This window comes from Micromonospora sp. RTBAU3-60 (genome assembly GCF_054963695.1).
In genome coordinates this window covers 43,605-63,508 of the sequence record NZ_JBUEGB010000034.1, presented here as the reverse complement: position 1 = coordinate 63,508, position 19,904 = coordinate 43,605, and the positions used below count along the sequence as shown (strand labels likewise).

17 protein-coding genes and 1 pseudogene are annotated in these 19,904 nt (G+C 72.3%); 9 read left to right on the top strand and 9 right to left on the bottom strand.

Annotated elements, in window-relative coordinates; translation table 11 throughout:
- Positions 1 to 45: 45 nt before the first annotated feature.
- On the bottom strand, positions 46 to 594 hold the full coding sequence (locus ACY34I_RS26700; protein ID WP_462757757.1) for a hypothetical protein: 549 nt from the start codon (positions 592 to 594) through the stop codon (positions 46 to 48).
- Between the two features lie 175 nt (positions 595 to 769).
- On the opposite strand from ACY34I_RS26700, the gene ACY34I_RS26695 reads away from it, so the two are divergent.
- The 4 genes and pseudogenes from ACY34I_RS26695 to ACY34I_RS26680 form a co-directional block, all read left to right on the top strand.
- Positions 770 to 1,153 carry a nuclear transport factor 2 family protein gene (locus ACY34I_RS26695; protein ID WP_462757756.1) on the top strand — a complete coding sequence of 128 codons (384 nt, stop codon included), beginning with the start codon at positions 770 to 772 and terminating at the stop codon, positions 1,151 to 1,153.
- Between the two features lie 512 nt (positions 1,154 to 1,665).
- Complete coding sequence (locus tag ACY34I_RS26690; protein WP_462757755.1) at positions 1,666 to 2,751, top strand: sensor histidine kinase; 1,086 nt, start codon at positions 1,666 to 1,668, stop codon at positions 2,749 to 2,751.
- On the top strand, positions 2,748 to 4,022 hold the full coding sequence (locus ACY34I_RS26685; RefSeq protein ID WP_462757754.1) for a S8 family serine peptidase: 1,275 nt from the start codon (positions 2,748 to 2,750) through the stop codon (positions 4,020 to 4,022). Before ACY34I_RS26690 ends, ACY34I_RS26685 begins: the two co-directional genes overlap by 4 nt.
- Before the next feature lie 216 nt (positions 4,023 to 4,238).
- A pseudogene (locus ACY34I_RS26680) lies at positions 4,239 to 5,199 on the top strand (alkaline phosphatase PhoX); the annotation flags it as partial.
- Positions 5,200 to 5,426: 227 nt separating this feature from the next.
- Here ACY34I_RS26680 and tnpA read toward each other — a convergent pair.
- Positions 5,427 to 5,690 carry an IS200/IS605 family transposase gene (gene tnpA, locus ACY34I_RS26675; protein WP_462757761.1) on the bottom strand — a complete coding sequence of 88 codons (264 nt, stop codon included), beginning with the start codon at positions 5,688 to 5,690 and terminating at the stop codon, positions 5,427 to 5,429.
- Between tnpA and ACY34I_RS26670 the strand changes: the two genes are divergently transcribed.
- Positions 5,607 to 5,813: a hypothetical protein gene (locus ACY34I_RS26670; RefSeq protein ID WP_462757753.1), complete on the top strand. Its 207-nt coding sequence runs from the start codon at positions 5,607 to 5,609 to the stop codon at positions 5,811 to 5,813. The two genes, tnpA and ACY34I_RS26670, sit on opposite strands and share 84 nt — an antisense overlap.
- Before the next feature lie 5 nt (positions 5,814 to 5,818).
- On the top strand, positions 5,819 to 7,102 hold the full coding sequence (locus tag ACY34I_RS26665) for an RNA-guided endonuclease InsQ/TnpB family protein (RefSeq protein WP_187413431.1): 1,284 nt from the start codon (positions 5,819 to 5,821) through the stop codon (positions 7,100 to 7,102).
- A 13-nt stretch (positions 7,103 to 7,115) separates the two neighbouring features.
- Here ACY34I_RS26665 and ACY34I_RS26660 read toward each other — a convergent pair whose 3' ends face one another.
- From ACY34I_RS26660 to eccCa, 7 genes are all read right to left on the bottom strand, one after another.
- Positions 7,116 to 7,517, bottom strand: a complete 402-nt coding sequence (locus ACY34I_RS26660; protein WP_462757752.1) for a hypothetical protein — start codon at positions 7,515 to 7,517, stop codon at positions 7,116 to 7,118.
- Entirely contained in the window at positions 7,514 to 8,830 is a 1,317-nt protein-coding gene (locus ACY34I_RS26655) for an alpha/beta hydrolase (RefSeq protein ID WP_462757751.1), read from the bottom strand. Before ACY34I_RS26655 ends, ACY34I_RS26660 begins: the two co-directional genes overlap by 4 nt.
- Positions 8,821 to 10,092 carry a PPE domain-containing protein gene (locus ACY34I_RS26650; protein WP_462757750.1) on the bottom strand — a complete coding sequence of 424 codons (1,272 nt, stop codon included), beginning with the start codon at positions 10,090 to 10,092 and terminating at the stop codon, positions 8,821 to 8,823. The genes ACY34I_RS26655 and ACY34I_RS26650 overlap by 10 nt, the downstream gene beginning before the upstream one ends.
- Before the next feature lie 4 nt (positions 10,093 to 10,096).
- Positions 10,097 to 10,426 (bottom strand): hypothetical protein, encoded by a 330-nt coding sequence (locus ACY34I_RS26645; RefSeq protein ID WP_462757749.1) that lies wholly within the window; start codon positions 10,424 to 10,426, stop codon positions 10,097 to 10,099.
- 100 nt (positions 10,427 to 10,526) lie between these two features.
- Positions 10,527 to 10,829, bottom strand: a complete 303-nt coding sequence (locus tag ACY34I_RS26640) for a WXG100 family type VII secretion target (protein ID WP_148795904.1) — start codon at positions 10,827 to 10,829, stop codon at positions 10,527 to 10,529.
- Positions 10,830 to 10,854: 25 nt separating this feature from the next.
- The gene (locus ACY34I_RS26635; protein WP_222870482.1) at positions 10,855 to 11,205 is read right to left on the bottom strand and encodes a WXG100 family type VII secretion target; all 351 of its coding nucleotides are present in this window, start codon (positions 11,203 to 11,205) and stop codon (positions 10,855 to 10,857) included.
- Positions 11,206 to 11,386: 181 nt separating this feature from the next.
- Positions 11,387 to 15,334 carry a type VII secretion protein EccCa gene (eccCa, locus tag ACY34I_RS26630; protein WP_462757748.1) on the bottom strand — a complete coding sequence of 1,316 codons (3,948 nt, stop codon included), beginning with the start codon at positions 15,332 to 15,334 and terminating at the stop codon, positions 11,387 to 11,389.
- A 198-nt stretch (positions 15,335 to 15,532) separates the two neighbouring features.
- Here eccCa and ACY34I_RS26625 point away from each other — a divergent pair, with 198 nt between their 5' ends.
- Genes ACY34I_RS26625 through ACY34I_RS26615 form a run of 3 tightly spaced genes read left to right on the top strand, consistent with a single transcriptional unit; the run spans position 15,533 to position 19,859 of the window.
- Entirely contained in the window at positions 15,533 to 16,297 is a 765-nt protein-coding gene (locus ACY34I_RS26625) for a hypothetical protein (RefSeq protein WP_462757747.1), read from the top strand.
- Between the two features lie 54 nt (positions 16,298 to 16,351).
- On the top strand, positions 16,352 to 17,449 hold the full coding sequence (locus ACY34I_RS26620) for a hypothetical protein (RefSeq protein ID WP_462757746.1): 1,098 nt from the start codon (positions 16,352 to 16,354) through the stop codon (positions 17,447 to 17,449).
- A gap of 1 nt (position 17,450) precedes the next feature.
- Positions 17,451 to 19,859, top strand: a complete 2,409-nt coding sequence (locus ACY34I_RS26615) for a TPR repeat domain-containing protein (RefSeq protein ID WP_462757745.1) — start codon at positions 17,451 to 17,453, stop codon at positions 19,857 to 19,859.
- Positions 19,860 to 19,904: the final 45 nt, after the last annotated feature.

The following is a 19,904-nucleotide window of genomic DNA, read 5'->3' as shown; positions in this document are numbered from 1 at the left end:
TTTGACGAGTGGATGAAAAACCCACAAGCACACGCGGGTGCCGCGTCATGGCAGGTTGGTGTGCCGGGCAAAGGCGGGCAACACCAGGAGGATCCCGGCCGCCAGCGCGAGCAGCAGCAACACGCCGTCCGCGATCATCGACCCGGCCAGCAGTGCGGCCGCCCAGTCCGGCACCTGGCTGTTGCCTCCGGTGGCCCAGCTACTGACCGCCCAGAAGAGGAAGAAGAGCTCGGTGAGGCCGTAGTTCGCCGCCGCGCCCGGCACGAAGCAGAACATCAGGGCCGCCAGCCCGACCCGCCCACGCCTGCTCCGCGCCCGGGTACGCCGGAGCAGCCGGAGGGTGCCGGCAAGCGCGGCGATGCCAACGACGGCCGGTGCCGCGACCACGAGCAGCACCAGCTGGTAGTCGTCGACGTGATCGCGCCACACCCAGGTCACGGTGAACAGGCCCACGGTGTTGGCCACCAGGTCGAGCGCGCCAACCGCGACGCCGTTCCAGACCAGCGCCAGCGCTACGACAACCAGCCTCGGGCGCGGTTCCTGCGGCGCCTGCGCCGCTGTCGGCAGACACCGCTGGGGCCCGATATCGACCATGGGCGAGACGGTACTGCGGACTGGACCTGCGCGGGTGCCGACCACACCGAGGGACTCGGTGCCACGCAGCCGTGCCGCCAGGATCTCGACAGGTCGGCAGGGGCCGCGGCAGCACCAGTCCGGCGGAATCCCAGCGATCCATTTGTTGTCGGTGCCCGGAGGTAGCGTCCGCTGCGTGGATGACACAGCCGGGACCCGGCAGATCGCGATCGCGTACGTCGAGAGCCTCGAACAACGCGACTGGCCCCGATTCACCACTTTGCTGGCCGACGACGTGGTCTATGAGATGCCGCAGACCTGCGAGAGGATCCGTGGCAGGTCCGCGTTCCTCCAGTTCAACATCGAGTACCCGGGGGACTGGCATCTGCGCGTGCGCCGCGTCGTCGCCGATGGCCGCCTCGCCGCGTTGTGGCTTGACGTTCGGGTAGGCACAGAGGTGCAGGATGCGTGCGTCTGGGTCGAGGTGAGCGAGCAGGGCCTCATAAACCGGATCACCGACTACTGGCCCGAGCCATACGACCCGCCTTCGGGACGAGAACATCTCGTGGAGCGGTGGTAGGAGCCGCAGCAGCGTTCAGCAGACCAGTGGTTGCCTCAGCCCACCGATCCTGTTCCGCATCGCCGCAGTTCAAAGCCCACCTCGCAAGCCGACGCACAGCAGGACCCGCGAGAAAATAGCTGCCGCCCACTTGCCGAACCCACCTGCAAAGTTACGGCAACCGTCGATGCGATGAAAATCGTCGAATGAGGACAGCCGTGGGCCTTGCTTTGAAGGTCATCCGTCGGGAAAACTGACCGCGATCCATCCTTCGACCGACCGTGACGAGCGGTTCGCGATGTGAATGAAGGGATTGACCGTGGGCACTGGCTCGGCGCGGCGCGGTGGGATCCGTGACAGCCGATAGTGCCGGTGCGACGGGCCCGATGCTCATGCTGCTGACCCGGGGCGCGTTGGCGGGATTCGCGCCGTCTCCCCATCAACCGGTGTGGACGGCACGGCTGTGCTCGCACGCCCGTGGCCCGGCCGGAGCCGCCGCGTGCGCCGCTCTGCACCGCCAGGCCTCCCGTTGCGTGTTACTCGGTGCCCTGGCGTACCGGGTGTTCGTCCTGCCCGTCGCCCTAACCCTGCTCGCGGTACGCGGTGGGACGGTGGCGCTGGCCTCGCTGCTGCCGGTCGGGATGCTGCTGCTGGCCGGCAACGTCGTCGCGTTCGTCGCGTCCTGGCGCCGGCCCACGGCGGACCTCGCGCGGCTGCGCGGAGCGGCGCTGGTCGACCTGGCTGTGGCGTACGGCGTGAACGTGGTGGCCAGTGCGGCGGCACCGGACGTCGAGGTCTTCTGGTCCTACCTGGCCGGGGCGGTGGTCCTGACCACCGGGGCGTACGGCCTGCTCGGCGGTGTGGTGGCGGTGCTGTTGTCGGTGCCGGTGCAGGTGTCGATGGCCGCCTTCGGGGCGGCCGCGGACGCCGGGGTGGTGGCCGGCCGTTTTGGCTGGCTCGGATCGGCCGTGGCCGTCACGATGGTGGCGCTGGTGATCTGCGGGTTGAGCGTCCACATGGCGATGCTGTACGGGATCCGGGCCGGCCGGGAGGCCGAGCGGGCCCGGTCGCTGCGGTCGATGCATGACACGGTGCTGCAGACCCTGGAGGCCATCGCGCTGCACAGCGCGGCCGACGAGACGTCGCCGGCGGCCAAGCTCGCCGAGTTGCGGGGTGTCGCCCGGGCTCAGGCTGGTCGACTACGCCGGGTCCTCGACGAGTTCGGCGGCGCGCCGGACACCCCGCTCGCCGGTGCGCTGGCCGAGCTGGTCGGGGAGCTCGCGGTCCGCGGGCTGCGGGTGGAGTTGGCGGTGGCCGCCGGTGCCGGCAGCCAGTTGCCTGGGCGGTGGCGGGACGCGCTGCTCGGCGTGGTCCGGGAGGCGTTGAGCAACGTGGCCAAGCACGCGGGGGTCGGTGACGCGGTGGTCCGCGTCGACGAGGCGGGCGACACCCTGGTCGTGGTGGTCCGCGACCACGGCTGCGGCTTCGATCTGGCGGGCCGGCCCGGCTTCGGCATCCGGGAGTCGATCGTGGCGCGGACGCGCGAGGTCGGCGGGACCGTGAGCGTCGAATCCTGGCCGGGCCGGGGCACCCGGGTGACCCTGCGGATGCCGGCATGAACCGACCGGCCCGGCTTCCGCGTGCGTTCGGCCCGACCCGGTCGGATCGGGTCGGCGTCCGGCCCGGCCTCGGCATCCTGGCTGGCCTCGCCGGCGTGCTGCTCTGTGCGCCGCCGGCCGGTGCCGCCCCGGCCGTGGGGCATCCGGCGCCGGCACGCCTCGCGGTCCCGGGCCTCGCGGCGCCGATCGGGTGTGCCAGACCGGCAGGCGTGCACACCGCCGGCACCCCGTGGGCGACGGAACTGCTCGACCCGGGCCGGGTCTGGCCACTGACCACCGGCACCGAGGTACGGGTCGCCGTGCTCGGCACCGGTGTCGACCGCCGCAACGCACAGTTCCGCCGGGGCCAGGTCGAGGCTGGCCGGGATGTGCTGGCCAACCGGGGCGGGGCCATCGACGACTGCGACGGCCGGGGTACGTTCGCCGCCGGGTTGATCGCCGCCCAGCCCGACGAGCGGACGACCTTCGCCGGTCTGGCTCCCGGCGTGTCCGTGTTCCCGGTGCGCTACACCCAGAGCACCCGGCAGGGCGACGTCGCCGACCCGCGCCGGCTCGCCGACGCCATCGACGTGGCGGTCGCCGCCCGCGCCCAGGTGATTCTCGTGGCGGTACCGGTGACCACGAACACCGCCGCACTGCGGGCCGCCACCGCGCGGGCGGTCGCCGCCGACATCGTGGTGGTGTCGCCGGCCGCGCCCGGTACGCAGGCCCGCGGCGCGACCAGCTACCCGACCGCGCTGCCGGGCGTGCTGGCGGTCGGCGCGTTCGGGCCCGACGGGGCGGTCGCGTCGACCGAGTCCGGGGCCTACCTGGGGGTGGCCGCACCAGGAAAGGGTCTGCTGAGCGTCTCCGCCGGAGCGGGCGGTCGACTGGGGCACACCCCGGTGGTCGACGACCCGATCTACGCGGCGGCGTTCGTGGCCGGCACGGTGGCGCTGGTGCGGTCGTACCGGCCGGGGCTCAGCGCCGCCGAGGTGGTGCGGCGCGTCGAGTCGACCGCCAACCGGACCGCGGTCGAGGGGCATCACCCGCAGCTCGGCTGGGGGATGGTCGACCCGTACCGGGCGGTGACCGCCGAGGGCGTCGAGACCACACCGGGCGCCGGGCAACCGAGCGTGCAGCCGGTCGCCGCGGCTCGGCCGGACACCGGCACCGGAGCGGACCGCCGGGTGGCGCCGCTGGCACTGGGGGGACTCACGGCGGCCCTGCTGATCGGGATCGGGACGGCCGTGGCGCGTCGGGGCCGCGCCCGCGGCTGGCGCCCCGGGTAGTACGCCAGCCGTAGTTGCTGGATTCGGTGCCTTCGCTGGCAGTGAGCTGGGAATTTTCGGCGACATTGGCGTGGCTGCACGTCTCCGGGTTTGACCCGGCTGGCTATCAGATCGCTGTCTATCGATTGATAAGTGGTCGCCGTGCGCCGTTCACCTCACGCTTCGCCGCTGTACGGCAAAGCACCACTATGTTCTCTGTACCCGAATTCGAGGAGGGTGCCCGGCACGTCGTACGTCTGGCACAACGCGCCGGACGGCGGTGCAGTGATCCCGAACGGCACCGGCTGGATCTACGTGTCCAACGCCGAGACCAGCGCCACGTCGGGCGGTGGCGCATCGATGATCTCGTTCAACTCCAACGGGCAGATCACCGGCGCCTCCCGCATCCTGTCCGGCACCAACAACAACTGCGCCGGCGGCAAGACCCCGTGGAACACCTGGCTGTCCTGCGAGGAGATCAGCCTCGGCCGGGTGTGGGAGACCTACCCCCTGGGCGGTACGGCCGTCGCACGACCGGCCATGGGCCGGTTTAAGCACGAAGCCGCCGCCGCCGACCCGGTCCGCAAGGTCATCTACCTGACCGAGGACGAAACCGACGGCCGGTTCTACCGGTTCGTCCCGACCACCTGGGGTGACCTCTCCGCCGGCGCCGTGCAGGTCCTGGTGGCCGGCACCGCAACCTCGGGTACGTTCACCTGGGCCACCGTCCCCGACCCGGACGGGTCGCCCACGGTGACCCGCAAGCAGGTCTCCGGCGCCAAGGTTTTCAACGGCGGGGAAGGTTGCCACTACGCCAACGACACCGTCTGGTTCACCACCAAGGGCGACAACCGGGTCTGGCAGGTCAACCTCGCCAACAACACCTACGAGTTGGCCTACGACGACAACCTGGTCAACCCGGGCCCGGCGCCGCTCACCGGGGTGGACAACGTCACGGGCTCGACGTTCGGAGACCTCTACGTCGCCGAGGACGGCGGCAACATGGAGATCTGCATGATCACCCCGGACGACACGAATTTCGGTGTTCCTGCGGATCACTGGACAGAGCTCGTCGGAAATCACCGGCCCCGCCTTCACCCCCGCCGGTGACCGGCTCTACTTCTCGTCCCAGCGCGGCACGACGGGCTCCTCGTCCGGCGGCATCACCTACTGCGTGACCGGGCCGTTCCATACCTGACGCCTGATCCGTACGGGATCACCCTGGCCCGCCCAGTCTGCGGGCGGGCCAGGATTCCCGGCCGGGCCGGTCGACCGGTGCGGCGATGGCCGCCTACCACCTTCAAGCCGCAGTGCGCCGCCCTCAGGGCGGTGATGAAGCGGCTTTCCAGTTCTGAGCGACGAACGGCTGCGAGGGTTTTTACCGGTCGGGGTGGTTCTGTTGCTCATTGTATTGGCGCGGCGCTGTCAATGGTGCGCCTCCGACAGAGCCGGCGAAGTAGGGTCCGGACCACAGTCGGGCGCCCGCCAGTAGTAGCGGCGAATCTCGGGGAAGCTGCGGCGTAGATAGCGCGAGGACACGCCTTTGAGGGAGTTGGCCACTTTCGACAGTGCCAGATTGGGTGGGAAGCCGACCAGGAGGTGGACGTGGTTGACGTCGCCGTCGAACTCGAGCAATTCGCACTCGAACTGCTCGCACACCTGGCGCGTCACACGTTCGAGGTGATGCAGGTGTTCGTCGTTGAAGAGCCAAATACTTCGCTGCGAAAACCAAATCGGCGTGAACCAGGAAAAGTGCAGTGCCAGCCGGGGCGAACCGGGTGGTCAGCGGTGATGAAATCGAATGTAGGATGAGGGGTGTGAAAGTGCACGCCGGCCGGCGATACCGGCTGTACCCTACCGAGGGGCAGGCTGAGCGTCTGACGTCGTGGGGGCACACGTGCCGCTGGCTGTACAACACCGCGTTGGAGCAGCGCCAGTTCGCGTGGCGGCAGCGCAAGACAACACTCGGGGTCACCGCCCAGTGCGCCTACCTGACTGAGGCGCGTGAGGAACTGGACTGGGTGGCGGATCTGCCGGCGCAGTCCGGCCAGCAGGTGTTGCGTCAACTGGATCAGGCGTACCGTAACTGGTGGAATCCGCAGCACCCTGCCGGGGCGCCGACACACAGGCGCAGGTCGGCGCGGTTGTCGGTTCCGTTCCCGGGTCAGGCGATCCAAGTCTGGCGTCTCAACCGCCGGTGGGGTGCCGTCAGCCTCCCGAAGGTTGGCGTGGTCAAGTTCCGCTGGTCTCGTCCGTTGGGCGGCGCGGTCCGCAACGCGGTGGTGTCCTTCGACGGCGTTGCCTGGTACGTCGGATTCGGCGTCCACATTGATGTCACCACACCCGAGATGCACGCCCGGCCCGACACCGTCGTGGGCGTCGACCGTGGCGTGAAGGTCGCCTTGGCGATGTCCGACGGCCGCATGTGGAACCGTACCTTCACCTCACCTGGTCAGGAACGCGACCTGGCCAGACTCAAGTCGAAGGCCGGCCGGCAGGATACCACCCGTCGCAAGCGCGGCGCGAAGACCTCGAACCGTGCCCGTAAGGTTCGTGCGGAGATTGCCCGGGCCGAGGCGAAGACCCGCAACCGACGTCGCGACTTCGTGATGTGGGCGGCGAACCGGCTCTGTGCCCAGCACGCGGCAATCAGCATCGAAGGCCTCAACATCAAGGCCATGACCGCCACCGCGAAGGGTACCGTCGAGGAGCCTGGCACGAACGTGCGCCAGAAGGCCGGACTGAACCGGGCGATCCTCGACAAGGGCTGGGGTCTGTTCCAGGTGGCCTTGGCCAACCGTGCACGTATCACCGGCACGCGAATCGTGAAGGTGCCAGCCGCGTTCACCTCCCAGCAGTGCAGCCGCTGCGGGAACACCAACCGGAACAATCGCGAAAGCCAAGCGGTGTTCCGGTGCGGGTCCTGCGGATACCAGGCGAACGCTGACGTGAACGCGGCGATCAACGTCAGGGACGCCGCCGAGGCGGCGCCCCAGCTCACCGGGCGGGCAGCCCGGGACAGGGGTCGACCGGCGCCCTGTCGACCACCCGCCCAGCGGCGCAGACAACCAGCGCTGGAAGCGGGAATCTCCCGCCATTAGGCAGGGGAGGATGTCAAGCGCCGGTCGGGACGCAGCGGCTGGAGCCGCCGACCACCACGTCGCCGGTGCCGTCCCGGGAGACGTGCACGCCGAGGTTCGTCCCGTCTCGCTGGAACTGGTACGCCAGCTCGGTCATGCTGCTGCGGTCGGTGGCCCGCCAGCCGTCCGCGGTCAACGCCGGCACCACCTCGGCGAGCAGGATCCCGGCGGCGTCCGGCGGTGTGGGCACCCGCAGGTTGTATTCCCAGCGCACCGATTCACTCGGCGCGCCGGCCGGCCGGAACGGATCGCAGTCGAGCTGCTCGTCGCGGCTGATCCGGACGTCGGCGCCGAACCGCGCGGCGATCCCGTCCAGCACGTCCCGCAGCGGCCCCGCCACCGCGGCCAGCGGCTCGAAGTCGATCGGTCTGGTCATGGCGCCGACGGTACCGTCACCACCGCGCCACCCGTGAACACCTGATAGATGTTCCACCACGCGTCACTGTGGTATGTCAGCACGTCGGAGTGCGCGGCGACACCCCGCAACGGCCGTCCGTCGGGATAGTTGCCGGTCTCCAATCGGACCACGCCGGGGAACTCGTCCGGGTCGGCGCCGTGCCCCCAGTTGCCGATGTTGATGTCCCGGACCCAGGCGATCGGGTCGCCCGGCGCGGTCATCGAGTAGCGCTGCACGTCGGGCCGGGCCGGATGCAGGTCCTCCGGGCCGTCCACGTCGTGACCCATGCCCGCCGACTCGATGTGAAGCACCCGGTTGGCGTCCAGGCCGTACTGTTCGGCGGTGCCGACGACGGCGCCGCCGTAGGAGTGGCCGGCGAAGGTGACCTGCACGTCGTTGCCGGCCGCCGCGGAGCCGGCGATCTCGGCACGCAGCTCCCGGGAGAAGTCGGCGAGCCGGGGCCCGAGCGCGTCGGCGTAGCTCGCCGAGGGCGCCTGCGGGAACAGGTTGGACGGCAGGTCGCCGTCCATCCAGACGACCATGGACAGGTCCCGCCGGGGGGCGGCGTCGACGAAACCGGCCGTGGCGTCCCGGTACCGCTCGAACGTGGCCAGCTCGGAGTAGGTGCCCGGCACGAACACGGCGACGTTGCGGGTACCGGTGCCGAGGTCGCCGACGAGTTCGACCATCGAGCCGTCGCCGGACGGGTCGAACGAGAGGATCTTGCGGTGCTCGGCGAGAACGTTCTCGTACAGGTCGATGCGGGCCTGTGAGCGGGTGATGGTCTCGCGCAGCTCGCGGTCGGTGGCCGGGTCGCCGGTCAGTTGGGCCTGGTAGCCGGCGAGGCGTTGCCGCTCGACCGCCAACTCGGTGGCGACCGCCTCGCGGTTGGTCGTGATCCGGGTGGTGAACGGGATCGAGCCGCCCGGTGCGCCGGCTCCGGCGTCGGCCGGGGCGGTGCCGCCGGTCAGTCCCAGCAGCTGCCGGAATCCCTGGCTCGCCTGGGCGTCGCCCTGCCGGTAGTTGGCCACCGTCGCGGTCATCCCGGTGGCCAGCCGCCGGGTGCTCACGACCGCGGCCTCCAACTCGGTGGTGCTGAGCTGGAGGCTGCTGCCGTGTGCGTGCATGAGCTGTTGGGACTGCGGCACGAGCCCGAACGCGTTGCCGTCGACGGCTGGCGCGGAGAGTTGGCCGCGGATGGCGGTCAACCGGTCGGCGCCGGTGGTGAACTCGGCCGCCGCGTCGTCCAGCGCGGTCGGGACGACCCGGAAGCCGGCAGTGGTCAGGTCCATGACGGGGTTCCCGGCTGCTCGGGCTCCTCGCCGATCACGGCCGGTGCCACCACGGACCGCTCGCCCCAGACGTCCTCGGTCTCGACCAGCCAGGGTGGGATCCGCCGGCCGCCGGCTCCGTCGGCGCCGCCCATCGGGGCGTACGGCATGGCCGGCATGAAGCCCCCCGCCATGCCCTTCGCCGCGGCCGCCCCGGCGGCCATTCCCGCCGCTCCGGCGAGGCCGCTCACCGCAGGCCCGCCGGCGTGCCCGGCCAGCGTCTGGTTCGCCACCGGCGAGAGGTCGGCGCCGCCGCCCCCGACACCACCGACACCGCCGCCCCCGCCGGTGGGGATCCGGGCGCCGCCGGCCGCATTCTCGGTCGTCGGCGGCTTCGGGACGGCGTCCTTCTTCTTGTCGTCCTTCTTGTTGTCGTCCCTCGGCTTGGCGCCGAGCCGGGGTGGCACGGTGGCGAATCGGCCGCCGAGCGCGGCGGACGCCGCGGCCAGCCCGGCGGTGAACATCGTGCCGAACAGCGGAGGCGAGGCTGCCGGGAGTTGCCCGCCCGGGGCGAGCGGCGCCGGGGCGGCCGGTGGGGCCGACGGGTCGCCGCCAGGCTGCGGCGCAACCGGCACGGCCGGCGTGGGCGGCGACACCTCCTCGACCGGGGTGCCGGCGGCCGGGGGCGACACCGCGTGCGGGGTGGCCGGCATCGAATCCTCGGCGATGACGTATTCGGCGGCGAGGACGTTCATCACCTGCACCGCCTGCTGGTGCGCCGCGTTCGACGCGGCCTGTGCCTGCTGCTGGGCGCGGACCTCGACGGCCGCCTCGGCCTGCTGCTGGCGCAGCGCGTCGACCGTGGCGGGCGGAGTGTCCGCCGGCACGATGAGCGGCGTCGTGGCGGCGGCGATGACCGAGGGGGCGAGATCGGGTACGTCGACCGGTGCGGGCATCGCCGCCATGGCGGCGGTGAGCGCCTCGGCCGACGAGTGGGCCAGGTCCCGTACCGCGAACGCCGTGTCGGCCACCCGCCGGATGCCCGAGGTCAAGTCGTTGATCATCGTCTGGTACTGCCGGGCCGCGCTGCCGTCCCACCACTGCTGGAACTCGCGGAGCTGGCGTTCGATGTCGCCCGCGCGTTCGTGCAGTGCGGTGCCGGCGGCCCCCCAGTCCTCCGCTGCCGCGGCCACCGACTCCGGCTTGCCGGCGTGCAGCATCTGGACCAACTGGTGGTGGTTGTACTGGCTGAAGTCGGTCCGCGCCCGACCGTGACCCGGCATCGTGTCAGTCCTTTCCGTGTACGCGGAAGGACGTGGCGACGCCGACGTCGTAGTCGGCGTACCCGTCCGCGATCATGCGGGTGACGTCGTTGGCGAAGGCGATCGCCGCCCGCACGGTGTGCAGCAGGTCGTGCATCTGCTCGGCCGCCGCGCGATGCCGGTCAGCCAGCGAGGACGCCTCACCGAACTCGCCGAGCAGTACGGGCCGGATGCGCAACTGACCCATGCTGTCCGTGGGTCTGCGCATCGCCTCCAGTTGGTCCTCCAGCTCGCGGGCGAACGCCAGCAGCGATTCGAGGTGGACCCGGAACGACTCCTCGTAGGACATCGTCACGCTCTCCTGTCTCGGAGCTCGGCTGAGAGCCGTGCCGACCAGCGGGGCGGCGTGGGGTGGGACGACCTCGCCCCACCCCACGCCGCCGTCGCCGCCCGGTTCAGGCGAAGAAGCTGGTGTTCCTGTTCTCCAGCGCCAGCTGGGTGTCGTGCGCCTCGTGCACCTTGCCGGAGAACTGACCGATCACCGCGATGATGTCGGCCAGCGCCGCCCGCAGCCGCGTCTCGGACTGCTCCGCGGACTGACCGGCGGTGCTGCCGGAGGCGTACCAGGTCTCCTTGATCGGGGCCAGGCTGCTGTGCAACTGGTCCATGTGGCTGTTCAGCGCCTGCGCCTTGACCTGCAGCGAGTCGGCGGCGGCCCGCAGCGCGGCGAACTCGACGTTGATCACGTCGGCGGTCATCTCACATCACCCCTTTCTGGGCTGGTTAGGCGCCGGCCATCCGGCGCAGGACACCGCTGCCCTCGCTGACAGCGCCGGTGAGGCCCCGCAGCGAATCGGCGGCGGCCGCGTCACCGCTGTCGTAGTTGCGGAAGCTTTCGTTGACCAGGCCGGACATGGTCTGCAGCTCCCGCGACGCGGCCTTCATGCTCTCCTGCAGCCGGTTCTGCAGCTGCCAGAACGCGGTGGCCTGGTTGCCGGCGTACCGGCTCAGCACCGATACGAGTTCGCTCTCCAGCTCGGACATGGTCCGGGCCGTGTTGGTCGCGGCTTCGTCGAACCCACGGACCGCTCGCGTCATCGCGGCGGCATCACTCTGGTATCCGGGACTGGCCACGTCGGGTCACCTCCTCTTGGCGGAGTTGCGCGCCGACTCGCGGCGCCCTACACGGTGGGGATGCTATGCAGCCGTGACCCGGTGTCAGTACGGCACAACTACCCGGCACGTATCGGCACTATTACCCACACGGCACCGGCACCGGCACCGGCACCGGCGCCGGCAGCCCGGTGGCCGGCGGTCAGCCCGGGTCGGCGCCGACCCAGGCGACCTGTACCAGCGACACCCCGGTCCGCCGGTCCACCAGCTGCCCGCGTCCGGGTGGCTGCTTGCTCGGCTTGACGTCGCCCAGCAGCGCGCCCTCGTCGCGGGAGCCGGACAGCAGCAGGCCGGGCGTGCCCAGGTCACGCAGCCGCTGCACGACCGGTTCGAACAGGCTGCGGCTGGCGCCGCCGGAGCGGCGGGTGAGCACCAGGTGCAGGCCAACCTCCCTGGCCTGGGGCAGGAATTCCAGCAGCGGCGCGAGGGGGTTGTGGCTCGGCGAGACCACCAGGTCGTAGTCGTCGACGAGGACGAACAACTCGGGGCCGGTCCACCAGCTGCGGTCCCGCAGCTGCGCGGTGGTCAGGTCCGGGCCGGGCAGCCGCCGCCGCAGTCCCTCCGCCACCTCGGCGACGAGCTGGGTGAGCACCGGCTCGCTCCCGGCGTAGCCGAGCAGGTGGGGCCCGGTGACCGCGTCGAGCAGCCCGCGCCGGTAGTCGGCGACGACGACGGCGGCGTCGGCGACCGGATAGCGGGCCACGATCTGCTCGGCGATCACCCGCAGCAGCCCCGTCTTGCCGGACTCCACGTCGCCGAAGGCGATGAAGTGCGGGTCGGCGTCGAAGTCCAGACAGGCCGGTCCCAGGTCCGCCTCCGCCAGCCCGATCGGGATCCGCCGGTCGTCGCCGGTCGGACCGGGCAGGTCGGTGGCCGGAACCAACCGGGGCAGCAGCCGCACCTGGGGGGCTCGCGGGCCGCGCCAGCTCGCGGCCACCTGCCGGACCAGGTCGGCCGCGCCGTCCGGCAGATCGGCGACCGAGGTGCGGCCGTCGATCCGCGGCAGTCCGCCGAGGAAGTGCAGCTTGTCGGCGGTGAGGCCGCGGCCCGGTGCGTCCTTCGGCACGCCGGCCGCGGCCCGCCGGTCGTACGCCGAGTCGGCGGGGTCGCCGAGCCGAAGCTCGACGTGGGTGCCGATCAGGTCGCGCAGCGCCGGCCGGATCTCCATCGACCGGTTGGCGGACAGCACGACGTGCACGCCGAAGCCGAGACCCCGGGCGGCCAGCGTGGTGACCGCCTCATCCAGCGGCTCGAACTCCTGGCGCAGGGTCAGCCAACCGTCGACGACCAGGAACACGTCGCCGAACGCCCGCCCGTCCGGGCTGGGCGGGGGCCGCCGACGGAAGTCCGCGACCGAGTCGATGCCGTGCGCGGCGAACGACTGCTCCCGCTCGGCCAGCAGGCCGGTCAACTCGGCGATCATCCGGCGGACCCGTTCGGCGTCCATCCGGTTGGCGTAGCCGCTGACGTGCGGCAGGCCGGACAGCGTGGCCAGACCGCCGCCGAGGTCGAGCAGGAAGAACTGCACCTCGGCCGGGGTGTGGGTGAGGGCCAGCGCGGTCACGAGGGTACGCAGCAGGGTGCTCTTGCCGCTCTGCGGAGCGCCGAGCACCAGCGCGTGCCCGGCGGCCCCGGACAGTTGCGCCCACAGCAGGTCCCGGCGCTGCTCGAAGGGCTTGTCCACGATGCCCAGCGGCACGGTGAGCTGCCCGTTGCCGGCCCAGCCGACCGGGCACAGGCCGCGCTCCGGGTCGATGTCCAGGGGCGGCAGCAGCTGGTCGAGGGTGGGCGGGTCGGCCAGCGGGGGAAGCCAGATCTGGTGTGCGGCCGGCCCGCGGCCGAGCAGCCGGCCGACCATCGCGCTCAGCACCGTCTCGCCGCCGGACTGGTGAACGCCGGGACCGCTCGCCGGTGCCGGGGTGGTCACCGGGTCGGCCGGCGCCAGCGGGGCGAGCCCGAACGGCAGGATCCGCCGCCCGTACGGCACCTCCTCGACCGCGGCGGCCGGCTGCTCGGGCGGCAGCTCCCCGGAGACGTACGCGGCCTTGAAGCGTTGCAACGTGCTGGTGTCCAGCCGCAGGTACGCCGAGCCGGGTACGGACGGCAGCTCGTACGCGTCGGACACCCCGAGCACCGCCCGGCTCTCCGCGGCGGAGAAGGTGCGCAGCCCGATCCGGTAGCTGAGGTGGCTGTCCAGGCCGCGCAGCCGTCCCTCCTCCAGCCGCTGCGAGGCGAGCATCAGGTGCACGCCGAGGCTGCGCCCGAGCCGGCCGATCATCACGAACAGGTCGATGAAGTCGGGTCGGCTCGACAGCAGCTCGCTGAACTCGTCGATGATCACCAGCAGCGAGGGCATCGGTTGCAGCTGGGCACCGCCGGCGCGGGCCCGCTCGTAGTCGCGTACCGAGGCGTGGTTGCCGGCGGCGCGCAGCAGCTCCTGCCGGCGCACCAGCTCGCCGCGCAGCGCGTCGGCCATCCGGTCGACCAGGGTCAGGTCGGCCGCGAGGTTGGTGATGACCGCGCAGGTGTGGGGCAGGTCGGTCATGCCCGCGAAGGTGGCGCCACCCTTGAAGTCGATCAGCGCGAGGTTCAGCGTCTCCGAGGAGTGCGTGGCGGCGAGCCCGGTGACCAGGGTCCGCAGCAGCTCGCTCTTGCCGGAGCCGGTGGCACCGATGACCAGCCCGTGCGGCCCCATCCCGCCCTCCGCGGACTCCTTGAGGTCCAGGTCGACGGGGCGTCCGTCGGTGTCCACCCCGATCGGGATGCGCAGCCGGTCCCGGGCCGACCGGGGCTGCCAGGTGACCGCCGGGTCCAGCCGGCGGGGGTCCCCGATGCCGAGCAGGTCGGCCAGGCCGAACGTGCCCGCCAGCGGCTGCTCGCTGGCCACCGGCGTGCCGGTGTGCAGCGCGGTGAGCTGCCGGGCGACCACCTCGGCACCGGCCACGCCGAGCCGGTCCGGTACGCCGACCAGCGCAAGCCCGTCCGGGGTGCGCATGCCGAGGTGCCCGTCGGCGATCACCAGGTCGAGGGTGCCGGCACTTGCACCGGCGCCGCCGCCGATCTCCAGGATGGTGGTGCCGGACAGGCCGTCGGGTGGGTCCAGGCCCGCGTCGGGCAGGGTGCCGGCCCCGTCGAGCAGGATGAGCAGGTGCGGCGCCTCGGGCCGGGCCCCGGGCTTGAACGGCCCCCGGGCCGCCGGCGCGGCCGGGTCGTCCGCGAGCAGCGCGGCCAGGTCGGTGAGGGTGGGCGCGACCAGCCGGGTCGGCCCGCTGGCGTCGGCCCGGCCCGGGTGCACCGCGTGGGGCAGCCACTTCAGCCAGTCCCAGCCGTCGTGCCGGTCGGGTGCGAGGCAGGCGGCGACGCGCAGATTGTCCGGGGAGTGGAAGGTGACCAGGTGGGCCAGCAGGGCCCGGGCGAGGTCCAGGACCTCGGGGCGGTCACCGGCCAGGGTGACCCGTCGGAACGAGCGCAGCGACACCGCGACCGGCAGTCCCTCCACCGTCGCGTATGTGCGGATGAAGTGCCGCAGTGAGGTGGACGAGACCGGGTCGAGATCCTCCAGCGGTGCGGTCTGCGGCGCCCGCAGCGCCGTGGCCAGCCGCTGCGGCCCGGTGCCGACCCGGACCCGAGCGAAGTCCGGGTCCGTGCGGCCGCGTTCCCAGAGCCGGTCGGTGCCGGCGAACGACCACAGGTCGGCCGGGTCGGGCAGCGCCGCCAGGGCCGCCTCCCGCTGCCGGACCGCCACCTCGCGGACCTGCCCGCGAAGGCCGCCGAGGTAGCGCAGGTAGTCGCGCCGCTCGTCGTTGATCTGCGCCTTCTTCGACGCGCCGCCCCGGGACAGGCTCATCACCAGCATGCCGACCATGGCGCTGAGGTAGAGCGCGCCGAAGACCCAGGTCATCGCCCCACCGGAACGGCCGATGTAGACGAACGACATGGCGCCCATGCCGAGCATCATCGGCAGCATGAACATCAGCTGCAGGCCGCCCTGCCCGGAGCCACGGGGGAGGGCGGGCGGGGCCTGCAACATGATCTCGCCCCGGGGCGGTTCGGGCAGCGTGGCCCGGCGACGGAAGGTGTCGACGGACATTCCGGGAACGCCTCCTCGGCTCGATGGAGCGGTGCTCGATGGTCACTTTGACGGACCAGGTCGTGGGTAGTTTTGCCGTTCAAGCGGCGGCCGGCATCAACCTACGATGACCCGCGTCCATTTCGGAACCGTGCGGTCGCCGTGAGCCGTCCGGCCCCGCGTGTCCGGGCCGCTCGATCCGGCGGGAAGGTGCGATCGATGATGACAGGCTCTTCGTACAACGTGCGGCCGGACGCCGTACGCGGAGTGGTCGGGAACGTCGTCGGCATTCTGCTCCAGGTGTACAGCACGGTGATGGAGCTGGAGCGGCTGACGCTGGCGCCGACCTCGTTCGCGAAGCTCGGCTCGCCGGTCGCTTCGGCGAACATCGCGATGCAGGGGCAGCTCGTCGGCACCATGCGCACGCTGCTGCAGCTGCTGCAGGAGACCAACGACCTGGTCCACCGCAGCGCCAACGACTACGACGCCGCGGACCAGGCCGTCGCCGCCGCACTGGGTGGCGGCCTGAACGGCGCCGGGGAGTCCACCGGCCCGGCACCCAGCGCCGCACTGGCCGGTTACGCGATCAACGACAGCGCCGGCGCGGCAGGTGAACCCGGGTCCGTCGGCAACGTGCTGGACTACCTGAGCCGGGCGCGGCTCGGCGAGCTCTCCGTCCAGCCCCTGACCGACGTGACCTTCCGCGACGCCCGGGACTTCGCCGACTGGCTCGACAGCAGCCCCGCCAACCAGGAACGGGTCGGCCTGCTCGCGGTCTACTCCGGCAGCGGACGGGACGTCTCCGGCCTGGTGCACCCCGGTGACGTGGTGGTCGTGCAGCCGTTCGCCGCCGACGCCGGCCCGGTGATCGGTGTCGCCGGGGCGAACGGCCAGCTCTACAACCACGGCGCGGTCGGCTCGGCGGCGGCGTTCGGCCGCGTCCGGGTCTACCGGCCGCTGACGGACGCGACCCCGCTGTGGTGACCCCCGACGACCTGCGGCCGAGACCCGACCACCTGAGGCTGAGAGAGGTGCGCCGTGTTTGACATCCCCAACTCGGGCGCGATGGACGCCGCCGCCGGCGGCCGCGGACCCAGCACCGTCGCACTGCCCTCCATCGTGGGCGGTGACCCGGCGGCGATCGTCGCCCACGCCGCGGCGCTGACCGTGCGGGTGGCCCGCCTGGTCACCCTCCTCGCCGACCTCGAACGGGCCCGCGAGCAGCTCCGCGAGGTGTGGTCCGCCGGATCGGCGAGCGAATCGGTGGCGCAGAAGCTGACCCAGTCCTTCGCCAGCTTCCAGCAGATCATCGAGACCGTGTACGCCGGCATCCGCGAGCTGGAGGGGGCCGCCGCGCAGCTGGCCACCGCCCAGGCGGGCTACCGGGCCGTGGTCAGCGCGGTCAACCCGACGGTCGCCGCGCTGATGTCCAACCCGTACACCCGGGCGGCCGGGCGGGCGCTGGCGGTCAGCACCACCGGGATCCTCAAGGCGTTCCTCACCGGCATCGGTGGCATCCTCACCGCCATCGGGGTGACCAACCTCGGCCAGATCCTGACCGGTCTGGCCACCATCGTCGGCCAGGTCGAGGCGCTGTTCTCGACGAACAACGACGCTGGCTCGTCGACCACCCCGACCGTCCGGCCCGGGTTCGCGGACAACCCGGTGGTCGCGCCGCCGGTGATGTCCGGGGTCGCCACCGCGGTGGGGCAGGCGGCCCTGGGCGGCGGTTACGGCACCGGCGGCATGCCGTCGTTCACCGGTACGGGCTATCCGGGCGGCGGGTCGATGACCAGCTACGTACCCCCGGCGCTCGGCGCCGACCAGTGGGTCGCGGTGCAGCCCGGGCAGTCCGCCTCCGGCTCGGCGCCGGTGACCGTCACGCCCGACGGCCCGGTGCACACCCTGCCGGCCCCGACCACGCCGGGTGACGCGCACCCGCTGCCCGCACCGGTCGAGTCCGGCGGCGACCACGACGTGACCATCACGGCCAGCAAGGGCGACCTGAAGGTGACCGTCGAGGTGCCGGTGGACACCGGACGAGCGTTCGACGTCGAGGTCACCGCCAGCTCCGGCGGGCAGACCGTCGACGCCGACGTCAGCGTCGGCGCCGACGGCTCGGTCAAGGTGAACTGAGATGATCGGCGCGCTTCCCGCCCTGGCCCGGACCACCCTGGACCTGTCCGGCGTACTGTCCTGGCTGCTCGACCGCTACGCCACCGTGCTGGCCGAGTACCGCCGGCGGATGACCGGCGACCCGGCGGGCCTGCGGGCCGCGGCGCAGACGTATCTCGGGATCGCCGACCAGGCGGCCGGCACCTCCGGCGACCTGCTGCGGCGCCGGGCCGGGCTCGCGGCGCACTGGTGCGGCCCCGCGTACGACGCGTTCGGCTCCGCCACCTGCCGGGTCGCCACCGGCCTGGACGGCGCCGAGGCCCGGCTGCGCCGGCACGCCGCCGCGCTGGAACGTGCCGCCGGCGGACTTGAGGCGGCGGCGAGCGGCGGCGACGCGGTCATCGCCCGGTTCCGGGCCGACGCCCAGATCCTGATCGCCACCGCCCGGGCGGTGCCGATCAGCCAGATCCCCGCCCTGCTCAACCGGGCCAGCGGCCTCGGCGAGCAGGCGGTGACCGCGATGCGCGGGATCCAGGACACGCTCGGTGTGGTGCTGGCGCAGGCCACCGCCGAACTCGGCGGGGTGGACGGCCCGGCTACCGCCGAGCAGACCGCCGCGGCCGGCGCCGACGGGCGTACCGCGGGGGAGGCGGTGCGGGCCGCGCTCGCCGGAGCGGCGTCGCCGGCGCGGTTCCGGCAGGCCATGGCGCAACTGGGTACGGTCACCGACCGGCTCCGGGCCGGCCGGCCACCGTCCGCCGCGGACAAGGCCTTCCTCACCGCGTTCTACGGCGCGCTCGGCGACCGGGTGTTCGAGCTGCCCGGCTACCTCAACGCCACCGAACACCGCTACCAGACCAGCCTGTTCGGCCTGCTCGGCGAGGTCGACCCGGGCTTTGCCGCCGCCGACCGGCAGGCGATGCTGCGGACCGTCGGCAACGGCATCCTGCTGCTCTCGCAGGATCCGGCCGACCTGCCCGCCGCGGTCCGCGACCTCGTGCACGATCCGGCGACCACCGAGACCAACATCGGGGTCGACTCGTTCGGCTTCAGCCACGAGGTGCCGGCCACGCCGGGCCGGCCGCCGCTGACCGGGGTGATTGGCGAGACGGTCTACACCACCCGGCTCGACGTGCCCCGCTACGCCCAGTGGGAGGCCCTCTCCCAGTTGACCGGCGCGGCCGACCGGGATCTCGTCGGCGGGGCCGACTACTCCGCCGCGGTGACCCGCCGGGTCGGCGAGATCGCCGACGTCACCCAGCGCCTCGACGACCTCTCCCGGCACAACCCCAGCCAGCCCGGGTACTACGTGTCGACCAACGACGCGGTGCTCTGGGACAAGCAGCGGGTGGATGCGACGTTGACCCCGATGCTCGACGTGTCCACCCGCAACCACGTCGCCGATGCGGCGCTGGCCAGCGACCCCGCGACCTTGCGTCGGCTGGCCGGCTTCGCGTGGGCTGACGACGGCCGTACCGCGGGCCGGGTCATCGACTGGATCGGAGCTGGGACCGCCGATCCCGCCGAGCACGATCTGGCCCGCGGTGCGTACGTCAACCTCACCCAGACGATCACCGACTCGGCGTCGTACCCGCAGGCCCTGGCCGCGATGCGGGAGAACCCGCACTTCGCCGAGGCGATCGCCCGGGCCACCGTGCCGAACATGGACCTGTACGCCCAGCCGCTCGACGGGCTGGACACCAACCCGGCCGCGCACCGGCTGGGCAGCACCGACGCCCGGCACATGCTGATGCTCGCCCAGGTCACCCAGGACGGCCGCAACGAGATCAACGCGGCCGCCGACCTGTACCAGGACTACGTGCTGCGGCAGGCCGACGCGGGCACGATCCCGATGGAGCAGGCCGGCCGGTACGCCGGCAACGTCGACGGTCTGACCAACGCCGCGGCCGCCAACGCGATCTGGTACGCCAACGTGCAGGACGCCGAGCAGGCCACCCGGACCGCCCAGGAGGCCTACGCCCGGCAGGTGGCGATCGCCAACGCCGTCAAGGACGTGGTCGGCTTCGGTGTCGGCAAGCTGCCGGAGGTCGGCTCGTTCGCCGGTTTCGCCGTCGGTCAGGCGGCCAACGTCATCACCGGCGCCATGCAGGCGCCCGTCCCGGTGCATCCGCAGAGCCTGCCCACCGACGTGTTCCACCATCCACAGTTCACCGGCAACGGGACCGTCTACACGGCCGCCGCCGACCTCGCCAACTTCGAGCTGCGCGGCGGGGGATCGGCGCCGGCCGTACCGGTCGGGTCGGTCGACGGCGCCGCCGCCGAGGAGGCCGTGCGGTGGGCCCGCACCGACCCGGGCCGCGCCGACTACGTGGCCGCCTACACTACGGCGGCGCAATACACGTATCTCGGGAACCTCGCCACCCAAACCCGCGAGTCGATCCAGTACGACGTGCAGGGTCGGCGGCCGTAGTACCAATGTGGACGTCGCGGCGCCCGGCGGGCGCCGGCGCAACGG